The sequence below is a fragment of the Oscillatoria sp. HE19RPO genome (assembly GCF_024220515.1).
Lineage (GTDB): Bacteria > Cyanobacteriota > Cyanobacteriia > Cyanobacteriales > Laspinemataceae > Laspinema.
Genome location: NZ_JAMXOT010000412.1, coordinates 1 through 12,157, shown reverse-complemented (window position 1 = coordinate 12,157; position 12,157 = coordinate 1). Strand labels below are relative to the sequence as shown.

The following is a 12,157-nucleotide window of genomic DNA, read 5'->3' as shown; positions in this document are numbered from 1 at the left end:
GGCATAGCTAGGTCCAGTCCGCACAGGCTACGCCAACGATGTCCGGCGCTGCAATGATGCAGTTCGTCTAATCTTGCTTCAGGGAATTAGACGGTGACAATGGTCTCTGTCTGGACGGAAGATGGGGAAAATTCAAATTGCTGTCCCCGTTGGACAAACCCCAGGAATCCATCTTGTTCCGCATCCGGAAGGGGTCCGGGTTGATACCCATACAACCACATTTTATTTTTGATGGCATCGGGTAAGGCGACTAATTCCTGATAATGAGCGTGTACAGTTGTGGGGAATTGAGAGGTTTCGCAATCTTGGAAAATCAGGTCCGCTTGCTCGTAATATTCCCAGATTTCTTCCCGACATAATTGGGTATCGGTGCTAAAAAAGATTTTCTTTCCTTCAAGTTCAAAGAACAATCCATAGCTGGGCATGACAAAGTAACCATTGTTAATATGGATAACTTTGACTAGATTAAATTGGATATTTTCCCAGATAAAATGTCCATGACGGGGAACTTTTTCCACCTCAAAAAACGTCTCTAGTTCTGTGACATCGCCTTGGATGGACCGGAGGCCCCCGGAGAGGGTATTGGCCCAGAGGTCCCCAGCTATTTCTTTACTGATATAAAGGCGGGGTCTTTCGCATCGGGGGTCAAATTTGGTGGTAAAGGAAATATATTCTAATCCTCCGGCATGATCCGAATGCAAATGGCTGATGTAAATATCGGTGATATCCAGATGGGAATATCCCGCATCATGGAGAGAGAAGCGAATATCGGAACCACAATCAATCAGGAGTTTAGTTCCGCGATCGCTTTCTAACAAAACATTCGATTGATAATTATTGGCTCCCACGGTGAAAGCCGATCCAGAACCTAAAAAGGTTAATTTCATAAGAGTCCTCTCATGTTATTTAAACAATGGCGATCGCCCTCAAGGGTGGAGAAGTCGATACTACTCTCACTTAAGACGGATCAACAGCCTGGAGCGAATTATATAATTGCTCTAAGTGAGCCGCTACTGCCGGGGGTTTTGCGGTAAACTTAATGTAAAAGCAATGGGGTTCATCCGCAGGTTTTTCCAAAACCTTGGCATAAATATCTTCCCGGCTGCCCTCAAAATTCCCCTCCACTAAATTGAGCTTAAGATTGCTCAATCCAACCGGGATAATATCCCCGGCTCCCCGTTCGACCCTTACTTGAGCGCATTTAGCCGAAAGCTCGACTAAATGACCGAGGAGAAGGGTTTCGCTGATATGCTTGCCTTCCAAAATGGTGTATTGAATGGGGATTGGGTCGCTTAGGGGCAAAAACACCTCTTCTTCCCTGGTGAGGGAGATGTGATAAGGCTCTTTAATCCCACTGACATCATAAATCATCAGCGGCTCTTTCACCCCTTTGGGCATTACCTCACGTTTACCCGCAATTTGGACGACTTCCTCACCGCCAGCATCGAGGAGAGTCTGCTCAGAAATCAGAATTTGACCTCCCGTTGTATAAGATTCAATGCGGTAGGTTAAATTGACCTGACTGCCGACGACTCCGTATTTGGTGCGTTTTTCTGAACCGATATTGCCGACGACGACTTCCCCGGTATTGATACCAATTCCCATTTCCAGTTCAGGCAATCCCCATTCCACCACTTTATCATTCACATGACGCATCGCTAACTGCATGGAAATTCCGCAGGCGATCGCCCTTTTGGCATCATCCTCTCGGGAGGTGGGGGCACCAAATAGCACTAAGATACCATCTCCCATAAACTCATCAATGGTTCCCTGGTAAGAGGTAATCACATCGGCCATATATCCCAGATAAAAGTTGAGAATTTTCACCACTTCTTCTGGGGGCAATCGTTCAGAAAGTGCCGTAAATCCGCGTAAATCTGAGGTAAAAATCGTCAGTTTACGCCGTTCCCCGCCCATTTTTAATCCTTCCGGATTTTCTAGTAAATTGGCGACGACTTGATCCGTGAGATAGCGACCAAAAGTTTTGCGAATATCTCCGGCAGTGCGGGCAACGTAAGCGACGATCGCCGTAGCCGAACCGAGTAAAGCCAACGCCGGAGGCACCACGGGAATCCACCACCCCATCACGAATGCCCCATAAGTGATTCCCACCAGGGCCGCCGCTGACAAAACTGCCGCTGTCGTGCGTTGAACCGAGAGCCATCCTGCGCCCCCGACATAGCGCCATTTCCAAATCAGAAATGCCCCCAGACTACTCCAGAGGAAAATCCACAGCCACTCGTAAAGTTCGGGGATAGTTTTAATCAGCGGGCGATCGTCGAGGGCCGCACTAATCATCTGGCTGACAAGATTGGCGTGAACTTCCACCCCCGCCATGCGGTTGCCCGCTTCTTTGGTGTAGGGGGTGAAAAATAAGTCTTGGTAGCTTTCCCCAACGGCTCCAATCAAGATAATGCGATCGCGTCCCCAGTCGGGTGGAACTCGATTTCTGAGGATATCCATCAGGGAAACTGTCTCAAAATGCTGGCGGGAACCGGCATAGTTTAACAGGACCTGATAGCCCCCATGATCTGCGCCAACGTAGCCCCCATCGTTCGGTTCAAAGCGAGAAAAAACTTGGTTTCCAAATTTCCAGGATTCGCTCCCTTCAATGGCTTCCGGGGCAATTCCTTCGGCATCGAGATAGAGACCGGCTAGATATAAACTAAAACTGGGGATGATGTTTTCCTCTTCATCACTCACCATCACCAACCCCCGGCGCAGGACCTGGTCTTCATCCAAAATCATGTCATTGGAACCGGCAAATTGTAATCCCGGAGGAGGGGCAATGGTGTCGCGATCGCGGTCCCCGATCACTTTTTGAATTCCCACTAGATTCGGTGTGGATTCAAAAACCTGACGCAGTGCACCATGACCGGGTTCAACGGGTTGATCCCGATAGACATCTAAGCCGATCGCCCGAGGATTCATGGCTTTGAGGTTTTCGATGACTGCGGCATAAACGCGATCGGGAATGATCGCTTGTCCTAATTCGCGCACGTCGGCTTCATTAATCCCGACAATGGCAATTCGGCTGTCTGTAGGTTCAGAGGGTCGCGCCCTCATATACAGATCATAAACGGCCCATTCCCAAGGCTGTAGTACACCAAGAAAGCGGAGGAGGATGACTGCTACCGTAACTGATGGAGCAGCAATCCAGACCCCGCGCCATTCCCAAACTTGCCGTTTTAATTGATTCCACATCACGGCTTATTCCTTAAGTTTTGTTAATTCTGCGATGTTCCAATGGTTTGGATAGGCAGAGGTTCCGAAGCAATGCTTTCTAAGCCGACATATTTTAACAGCCCTTGCCACTCGGTGGGATTAGAATTACGGAATTGGGCCAGCAGACTCACGGCTTCGTTCCATAAGCTTTGGTCAACATACAGTTGCACCCGATCCAGAGGCTGTGCCTGGTCCAGTTGAGTATGCATTTCCTCTGTCAGTTCCGTGGGTTGGATTTGACCCTGCACGAAGACATCAACTTGGCGGTCTAACGGATCGCAGATGAGGCTAAACTGCCAATCATAAACTTTGCCCATTTCCAGGTCGGTATTGTCCGGGAGGCTGAGTTTGACCACCCCCGGGGCTTTGGAGATCTCGAAAGTAGACAGATAAACGTCATTGCCATTCTCATCAACGATCACAAATTCTCCCGAATCTGCGCTATTTTCCGGGACATACATGAAAAATTCTGGGTTGGGCGTGACGGTTTTGACAATATCATGGGTTGGGATTAAGGCGGTTAAGGGAGATTCACCCTCGATGCAAGTCTCATTCCCATTGCCTCGGACTCCTCCCCCGGCGGTACTGCGGGGACCACCCATGTTACGGGGTGCCGCAGGGAAGTTGAGGGCGACGAGTTCTCCCCGTTGAGATTGGGCGCGCACTGAGGAGAATCCCGAAAGGGTGACCCAAGCCGGAGACAGGACCACTGCCAGGATACTCATTAAGTGAATCAGTTTGGGCGATCGCATGATAGTAAAACCTCCGCATTAACAATTGCAGGATGAGCCAGTAAAAACAAGATGCTAAACGTGGAAAAGAATCTGGAAAAATTGATAGTTTAGTTGAGAATGTACTCTACTGCTATCATACTTCCGAATTCTGAGAACCGGATGTGATTTGAAACCAGCAGTTGAGTGTCAATTGAAAATGACCCGGATTTTCCGGGACTGATTTTCAACCGGGACTGGCTTTGGGGCGATCGCGCTTTAGGCAATAACCATCGCACCGCTATCATTTTTAGATTCTTAATCACCCTGGGTGTCATCCCCTTTTACGCGGCTTCCTTCCCTCCATTGACAAGTTATTTCCCCCACGGTTCCATATTCCCGTCACGGCATCCGCTTCAATTGAGCGATCGTGGCGATCCAACGCCGTCGTTCCCCATGTTCGAGACGCAGGATTTCATCTAAGGACCAGTGAAAGTGAAAGGCGATCGTCGCTACCTCTTGGTACAGTTGTTCCAAGGGGTAGCCCAAAACTCCCCCAAAGCTATTCCCTCCACTTCAGACGGGTTAATTTGGGTATAAAACTCTCGTAAATAAATAAAATCTGTTAAAAACAGTTGTTCTAATAACTCCGGCGTCACCGATGAAAAGCCGCCTAGATGGGTAATCACCCGGGATAAGAGGGAGATGATTCCATAAGCCGGATTGTCTTGAGTTTGAGGGTCTTTGCTCACCCAAATTTCATCATGACCCGTCGCCCTTCGCATCACCCCTTGCCGATGCAAATTCCCCTCCCCATCCACCACTCCCACAGGAAGGGTAAATGTAAACTGGCTGTAAGGTATGGTTTCCCGATTCATGACATCACCTTAATCATGAGTAGGAGGGTCCTGGAAGGGCTGGGGGTGACAGGGGTTCTGAGTCTGGACCCCCCTGATTTTCGAGTTCGTTAATTTGACGATAAAAGGTTTGAAGATAATTCAAGTCTACGGCAAATAGATTTTCGATCGCCAAGGGAGTCACTTGTTCTAAAGCCCCTAAGCGGGTAATTACCCGAGATAAAATAATTACCGTCGCGTATGCCGGATTCGATTTAACCCGAGGGTCTCGCAGGGGAGCAATCTCGTCGATCGCCCGGGCTAAACGCATCACCCCTTGACGGTGCAAGTTGCCTTCACTATCGAGATACCCCTTGGGTAACGTAAACTCAAACTCGGTCTGAATCATCCTGACTAGGCCCTACTCTTACACCACCTTAACCCGTTTTAACTCTTCCACGGCCACTTCTAGTTCTTCTATTTCCAGGTCCCCGCTATTGACACTGACATCAGAAATAGAATAGCTCACCGGCCATGCCCGTTTAAACTCAAATCTCACCTGAGCCTGTGCTCCTTGATCATAGAGGGTTAAAGAGCCATCTCTGCGCTCTACGGACCAAGATCCGTCTTGCACCGCTTCCAACCAATTCCAAACCGTCATAGAAACCGTTAGACCGCGACGGAGGGTTAAATTGGTATAGCTGATATTGCCCGGAATTTTAGTCCGAATCATCCGCCCTCGGGATTTACCATCTTTGCCCCACATTTGGGGGGTGACTTCGCAGATTTCAATGATTTCCTGGCTCGTTTTAAACCCCTGACATTCCATAAAGTAGGCATCGATCGCATCGACACTATCTTTTAGGTGCAGTTCTAGGTAAAATCGCGAAGTAGCCAGTAATTCAGGAAATTCAGGCACGGTTTAATCTCCAGCAAACGAGTTGCATCGCGGTGAGCGGATGAGATGGGTGCATTGATTCGGGGCGATCGGCGATGGAGTCAGGAGGGGTCTTCCCCAGAAGAGGGAGGGTCAATCCCACTCCGTTGACTGTCCATCCCTCTTTCATGAAACGCGCTTAGGCCTTGCGTTCCACATACTCATAACAAAACGTAATCGTTTCTTTAAGGGACTGATTTCCCGCCGCATCTAACTCGGACATTTTATAAGTCATCGGCATCACCCCTTTAAAGGTCCAGCTTGCGGAGGCTGATCCATCTTGCTTGAACACCGTCAGAGTTGCCTGATCGGTTTTCCCTTTGGTTCCCGTGGCACCGCCTAAGTCCGGCGTTGAGTGGGAATCGTAAAACCACTTAGAAGCCGCTTTAGGGTCTTTACTAGAGGTGACAAATGTCACGGTGACATCACTCGATTCTACAGCAGAGGGTGCGGCTTGACGATTGACCTTACTTCCGGTTTTTACCCCAAATGCACCATCGGCATTGGTCACGGGAATTGACATTTTTACTCCCGAAACCGATTCCACCAATAGATCTTTGCCCAACCCATCGGCGGCAAATTCAAATCTAGCCTGAGAAAGTGGCTCCTTATCGACTGGCATTGTACTACTCCTTTGTTCTTTCCCTAATTACTTTCCCAAAACAAGGCGTCTATTTCTACACAACATTTTGGCTTGATTCTGCCAAAAGTTGGAAACCTACTGCTTCCGTTCGACGCTTTCTACATTCAGTTCAAATTTTTCTGTCAGAAATTGGTCGCCACTGACATTAAATTCACTAACTTCATAGCTGACCATCTGACAGCTTTTGAGGTTATAGGTTAGGACTTCTTTAGCATCGGGGTCAAAGATAGTAATCGCCGCATCGGAAAAGTTGTCGCTCCATTTCCCATCTCCTCCATAGGTGGCAGGCAAGCCTTTTTTAAAAATGTCGTAGAGGTCTGTGTTGCCATCTTGGAGGACTGCTTCAATGGTAATATTTTGGTTGTTATAGTACCCAGTTGAAACAGTTTGACGGGACATTTGAGCATTTTTCCCCGAGGCGATCGGGGATTTGTGTCCTGCGGTTTTGGCTTGGACATCAATGCCACTAATTTTAAGTATTGGAAATTCTTTTCCTCCGTAAGTAAATGAAAACCTATTCGAGGAAATTACAAACAGATCTGCCATTTTTTTACTCCTTAAACCTTGAAACTGAGTGGAAACAGGTTTTTGTCATTGGTCATTTGTCCTTTGTTTTTTGTCATTGGTCATTTGTCCTTTGTTTTTTGTCATTGGTCATTTGTCCTTTGTCATCAACGACTAATGACCAATGACTAATGACTAATGACCAATGACTAATGACCAATGACCAACTTATTGGCCCGGTGCCCATTGGCTGATGCGGAAGATCACGAATTCCGCTGGTCGCACGGGGGCGACGCCCACTTCAATGTACAAACGACCCATCATCATGGTGTCGGCGGTGTTGAGTTCGCCGTCGCACTTGACAAAGAAGGATTCTCCTGCAGTACCGCCCACCAATGCACCCTGACGCCAGAGACCTTCTAGGAAGCTGGAAACCGTGCGGGTGACTCGTCCCCAGAGGGTGGAATCGTTGGGTTCAAACACGACCCACTGAGTGCCGATTTCAATGGATTTCTCGATATAGCTCATCATCCGACGCACGGGAATATAACGCCACTGGATGTTATCGGGTTCGGCTAGGGTGCGTGCGCCCCAGATTTTAATGCCGCGATTGTAGTTGGAGAAGTTCCGGATACAGTTGATCCCCAGGGGGTTCAACAGTTCTTGTTCGCGGAAGTTGGTTTCGTAAGCTAGACCAATCACGCCCCGGGGAGTATCGTTGGCGGGGGCTTTGAACAGACCCCGAGTTTCATCGGTGCGACACCAGACGCCCATCATGTGACCGCAGGGGGGAATGGCGATGGGACGACCGCCGTTGCGGGGGTTGGCGACTTTGATCCAGGGATAGTAAAGGGCGGCAAACATGGACCGGCGATTAAATCCTTGGCGCAACCAGGTGGCTACATCTTGGGGTTTTTGTTGTTCGGGAGGAACGGCGCGGTTCTCATTTTTTCCGGGTTTGATGGGGGGTGGGTCAAGGACGACCATGCGGAACGGGGGACTGGGAGCAGAGTTTTCACACATACTCACCATCATTTCCATGACACCATGTACCTGGTCGATGTCCATGAGTCCTTCTTGGTAGACGCGCATCAGGTCGGGACAGGCAATCATGGCTACGTCGTCAATTTCAAAGATCCCTTGGACGCCGGTGCGATCGTCGCGTTTGCCTTGGAGTTCTCGTGGCAGGCGATCGGGGTCTTGAATGAAGGGGGGTGGAGGAGCAACTTCGTAGGTGCCATTGCCGGGGCGCTTGGAGAGGGGGGAGATGGCTCCTAGACCTTCGGGGATGCTGACATCGATCGCCTCTGATTCCTGCAATGCAGTGACGACATAGCTGCCTAACTCGGCCTCTACATCTTCTTTCATGGTCAGGTTATCGTAGGTCTCCAGTACCGTATCCCCTCGTTTGACGGTCACCTTGAAGAATTGACCATCATCAATAGGTGGCTCTGCATCTTCATCTTCTGGGGGCTTGGGCGTACTGCTTTCGACTTTGACCGTTACCCGTCCCGTTGCTGCGGGAAGTGCTGGCGCTTCGCCATCTGCTGTGTCCCCTGCTGCGCCTTTGAGGTTGAATAATAAGGCGGGACGACCGGAGGAGGTGAGCAATTTCGTGGCGGTTTTTTCCGGCGGTGGCGGTTCAGAACCGGGGAGTTTGGTGCCAATACTGCTGACCCAACAGCGACCTCCGCCATTTAAGAACCATCCGTAAACCGCAAAGGGGAGGTACGCATCGAAGTCGGTAAACCCATCAGAGCCAGGTTTGCCAAAATACTCTAGGTATTGATCCCAGGTGGTGACCATCATGGGTTGAAAGACTTCGGCATCACCACGGACATCTTCGGTAAAGCCGATAAAGCCAGGAACGCTGAGACTGACGCCTTCGATCGGGCGACTACCTCGGTCTACTTCTTCAACGTAGACGCCAGGAGCAAAATAATCCAAGGGCATGAGTGGTTGTTCTCCAATTAATAGATAGTTAGATCTACAATGGTTAGCAAATCTGAGTGCTGCGGGTCACTTCGAGCCTCCGCAACAACACGGTTAGTTCGCTAACGCCTTTTATTGAGACGAGGTAAAAACAATTTCCTTCATAGCGGGTTCAGTTTGGCTGGTGAACGGAACGGTTACAGTTAGATATAGTCCCGGACGTAGGGGGACACCTAATGCGATCCAAAGTGCTGCAATTTCACTCAGCCCATCCGCAGAAATCCTCATCGCTAAAGTTCCCTTACCTTGTAAGGCCGGAGCTAAACGTTTGGAGGGTAAACAATGGTAAGGGAGGAGGACTGTCAGGGCTTCTGACAAGAGATGCTGCTCCCCTAGGGCTGTACTATCCCAAGCTGTGATCAGAAACGAGACATCAACCCAAATGGTTGAGGGGTCTGTCTGGCTATGGGAGGTTTGCATTTGGGGGGTTTCCCGAACGTCGTAGCAGTAGAGGTTGAGCCTCGGAGCCTGATTGTTCGGCCCGGGATTTGGAGAATTGAAATCAATTTGCTCCATCTTGATCGCTGAGGTCCCGCCTACCAGGATTTCTGCTAGGGTCTGGGCAACAGCAGGAATCATAAACCTGGGTAATTAGGCAGCTACAGGTTATAGATTAATGAGATTGATGGACTCTGGTTATTAGACTTTGGTCGAAATTTTAAAATTTGTGTGGAATTTTAGGATTTCTCGGCATCTGAGGTTAAGGTAGGTTTGACTATCCTCCTGTCGGGGATTGAGACTATCCCCAAAGAGAACCGACTACAAAGAAGAGTAGGTATGGAACCGTTGAGTCTTGGAATGTTTTTGTCTCGCTCTGAAGTGCCTTCTACCTCCGCGATCGCGGAATTCTCCTTGGGAGAGACCAGACCCTTGACGAACCCCACTCCTTCGCGATCGCAATCCCTTGCGATTGAATCCGTTTGCCGCCAACAAATTCAGCAGATCATCGGCTATCTGCCTTTGGTCGGGGGTTGGATTGTTTACCCAGATTTTGAGCAGGGACAACTTCGACGTTGGGTGGGTGAAGCGAGGGGCGATCGCCCTGAATTTAATCAGGGGGAGTTATCTTACCTAAAGTCAGAGGTGTGGTTACCCCCAAAGTTGCCGGTTGCTCGTCTCTCTCAACTTAATGCCTATTATGTTTACCCCCTCCCTTCCTGGGATGATGGGGGTTCCTCTGCAAGTTTCCCTAAGATTCACTCAGATTCAAGTGGATTATCAGAACATCTCCCCCCTGAAATTGTTTCCCGTTGCCATTGCCACGGGGTGGCAGATCAGCTAGTAGAGGTTCAGAATTATCAGTTTTCTAAACTGCCTCCCATTCATTCCTATCTGTTGTTATGGACGGCTCAATCTTTGTCTCCCTTACAGATAGAATTTGTCGAACAACAGATGCCCATGCTACACTATTATCTCCAGGGTGTAGCCGCCTCGAAGCGGCAATCTGAAGAACTTGAATTTCTTCGGCAATCCCGCAATAAGGCAGAACATCAATTGCGGAATTCTCTGGCTCTCATTAGCCTTTATGCGGAAACTCTTTGCCTGGGATTACCAACAGGTCCGTTTCAAGAACAAGCTACAGTGATTCGAGAATCGGTGAGTGAACTCAGTGCTAATTTGACCCAATTACTCAGTTGTGGAAAACCCGCCGATCAATTGCTGAAACAGCGCCATGATTTATGCCAGATTGTCGAGGAAACCCTCAAATTTATGCAGCCCCGATTGCAGGAAAAAAATATTACGGTTGAGGCTTCTGACACTTCGGTGATGCTGCCTATAGATCGGTGGCAAATCAAACAGGTCTTTGAGAATCTCTTGAATAATGCGATCGCCTTTAGTCCCATCGGCAGCCAGATTACTTGCGAGTGGCGAGTTTTTTATAATGAGGTATTGGTCTCTCTGAGCGATCGCGGTCCGGGCCTTTCCCGAGAAGACCTGCAAGAGGCATTTACACCCTTTTATACCCGACGACCTGGGGGAACGGGGTTGGGGTTACCCATTGCCAAAAAAATTATCCTCGACCATCAGGGCAGCATTTGGGTCCAAAACCTTCCCGAAGGTGGGGCACTCTTTTCTTTTACTTTACCCCGTCATCCTCAATCGGATTAGCAATTTTAATCCGACAAAGGTTTTTAAGGTTTCGGTTCATTTAACCCAGGAAACCAGAGGATTTATTGTAGAATTTGTTTTTGCTGTCATTGTCGCCGGTTTTCAATCCATTGAAAATTCAGTTTATCATTTTTTGAATTCCTAGATTTGTCAACAGTTATTCCGTCGTTTTTAAGAGGTTACAGACAAAGCCATGATAGCACCTCAGTTAGTCTCTATTCTACTGGTCGATGACGATCCAATATTTCGTCAGGGATTAAAAACACTGCTCAATTTTTACAATAATAATGGTTTGTTTAGAATTGATGTGGTCGGGGAGGCTGCTTCAGTAGATCAAGCCTTACAGGTGACTTCCCAACAACATCCCGCTTTAATATTACTGGATTTAGAATTAGCTCAAACGGATGGAATAGAGGCATTGCTACGATTGCGAGAGCAGTCTTTTCCAGGGAAGGCGATCGTATTGTCCGCTCATCATGAAGATGAAGCAGTATTTAGGGCGATGCAAGCGGGGGCGCGGGGGTATGTGTTTAAAGAGTATGTGGCGAAACAACTCTGGGATGCTATTACTACAGTGATGAAGGATGAAGTCTATTTAGCCCCCGAGGTTGCTACAAGCTTTTTCCGCATCTTTCATTTTTATTCTGGGCATTCTTTGCAAGGGTGTAAAAACATCCGCTTAACCGATCGCGAACGGGAAGTTTTACAATGGTTAGTCCAAGGGGCTTCCAATGAAGAAATCGCTCGTCACCTTTACGTTACGGTTGCAACGGTTAAAGCTCACTTAACGGCTATTTTTGAAAAGCTGGGCGTCAGCAGTCGCACTCAGGCGATCGTCAAAGCATTAAAAGTCGGGTTAGTTGCCAGTTAATCTCCCCGGGAGTCATTCAGAAACCAAGCGGGTTTCTTGCCTCAATCTGGGTTAGATATTTTGTGAGAAAATCGGGTTTTTAAATACTTCCCGACCCCGGTTTATGGGGCATTTCCGGGCAGTTACCGCCTTTGACATACAATCCATCGCAACTCCATCGGGGGTTTCCCTTGGTTCTGTAAGGGAAATAAGGGAACTCCAAAAAATAAAATCCCCAAAAAACCCGCAGGCTGAAGCCTGGGGCTACACGGACAAAGCCCGCCTGCGCGGCGTCATACAGTCTTGTTAGGTGCTTAACCATCGGGATTTGGATGATTTATTTGTTGGAAC

Annotated in this window: 14 protein-coding genes; 2 read left to right on the top strand and 12 right to left on the bottom strand. The window is 48.6% G+C overall.

The window, feature by feature from the left end; translation table 11 throughout:
- Window positions 1-86: 86 nt before the first annotated feature.
- From NG833_RS28260 to NG833_RS28210, 12 genes are all read right to left on the bottom strand, one after another.
- Window positions 87-887, bottom strand: coding sequence for an MBL fold metallo-hydrolase (locus NG833_RS28260; protein WP_254568600.1), 801 nt, complete (start codon window positions 885-887; stop codon window positions 87-89).
- Window positions 888-957: 70 nt separating this feature from the next.
- Window positions 958-3,204 carry a CHASE2 domain-containing protein gene (locus NG833_RS28255; protein ID WP_254568599.1) on the bottom strand — a complete coding sequence of 749 codons (2,247 nt, stop codon included), beginning with the start codon at window positions 3,202-3,204 and terminating at the stop codon, window positions 958-960.
- 23 nt (window positions 3,205-3,227) lie between these two features.
- A complete protein-coding gene (locus tag NG833_RS28250; protein ID WP_254568598.1) occupies window positions 3,228-3,977 on the bottom strand; it encodes a DUF928 domain-containing protein in 750 nt (249 codons plus the stop codon).
- Window positions 3,978-4,066: 89 nt separating this feature from the next.
- Entirely contained in the window at window positions 4,067-4,261 is a 195-nt protein-coding gene (locus NG833_RS28245) for a hypothetical protein (protein ID WP_254568597.1), read from the bottom strand.
- Between the two features lie 76 nt (window positions 4,262-4,337).
- Entirely contained in the window at window positions 4,338-4,472 is a 135-nt protein-coding gene (locus tag NG833_RS30685) for a DUF6760 family protein (RefSeq protein ID WP_256556194.1), read from the bottom strand.
- Window positions 4,448-4,813, bottom strand: coding sequence for a hypothetical protein (locus tag NG833_RS28240; RefSeq protein ID WP_254568596.1), 366 nt, complete (start codon window positions 4,811-4,813; stop codon window positions 4,448-4,450). Before NG833_RS28240 ends, NG833_RS30685 begins: the two co-directional genes overlap by 25 nt.
- Before the next feature lie 13 nt (window positions 4,814-4,826).
- Complete coding sequence (locus NG833_RS28235) at window positions 4,827-5,177, bottom strand: hypothetical protein (RefSeq protein ID WP_375293975.1); 351 nt, start codon at window positions 5,175-5,177, stop codon at window positions 4,827-4,829.
- Window positions 5,178-5,198: 21 nt separating this feature from the next.
- Window positions 5,199-5,690: a phage tail protein gene (locus tag NG833_RS28230; RefSeq protein ID WP_254568594.1), complete on the bottom strand. Its 492-nt coding sequence runs from the start codon at window positions 5,688-5,690 to the stop codon at window positions 5,199-5,201.
- A gap of 157 nt (window positions 5,691-5,847) precedes the next feature.
- Window positions 5,848-6,330: a phage tail protein gene (locus tag NG833_RS28225; RefSeq protein ID WP_254568593.1), complete on the bottom strand. Its 483-nt coding sequence runs from the start codon at window positions 6,328-6,330 to the stop codon at window positions 5,848-5,850.
- A 96-nt stretch (window positions 6,331-6,426) separates the two neighbouring features.
- Window positions 6,427-6,897, bottom strand: a complete 471-nt coding sequence (locus tag NG833_RS28220; protein WP_254568592.1) for a phage tail protein — start codon at window positions 6,895-6,897, stop codon at window positions 6,427-6,429.
- Between the two features lie 186 nt (window positions 6,898-7,083).
- Entirely contained in the window at window positions 7,084-8,808 is a 1,725-nt protein-coding gene (locus NG833_RS28215; RefSeq protein ID WP_254568591.1) for a phage tail sheath C-terminal domain-containing protein, read from the bottom strand.
- 111 nt (window positions 8,809-8,919) lie between these two features.
- On the bottom strand, window positions 8,920-9,426 hold the full coding sequence (locus tag NG833_RS28210) for a DUF4255 domain-containing protein (RefSeq protein ID WP_254568590.1): 507 nt from the start codon (window positions 9,424-9,426) through the stop codon (window positions 8,920-8,922).
- Between the two features lie 198 nt (window positions 9,427-9,624).
- On the opposite strand from NG833_RS28210, the gene NG833_RS28205 reads away from it, so the two are divergent.
- Window positions 9,625-10,956: a sensor histidine kinase KdpD gene (locus NG833_RS28205; RefSeq protein WP_254568589.1), complete on the top strand. Its 1,332-nt coding sequence runs from the start codon at window positions 9,625-9,627 to the stop codon at window positions 10,954-10,956.
- A gap of 193 nt (window positions 10,957-11,149) precedes the next feature.
- The gene (locus NG833_RS28200; protein ID WP_254568588.1) at window positions 11,150-11,827 is read left to right on the top strand and encodes a response regulator transcription factor; all 678 of its coding nucleotides are present in this window, start codon (window positions 11,150-11,152) and stop codon (window positions 11,825-11,827) included.
- Window positions 11,828-12,157: the final 330 nt, after the last annotated feature.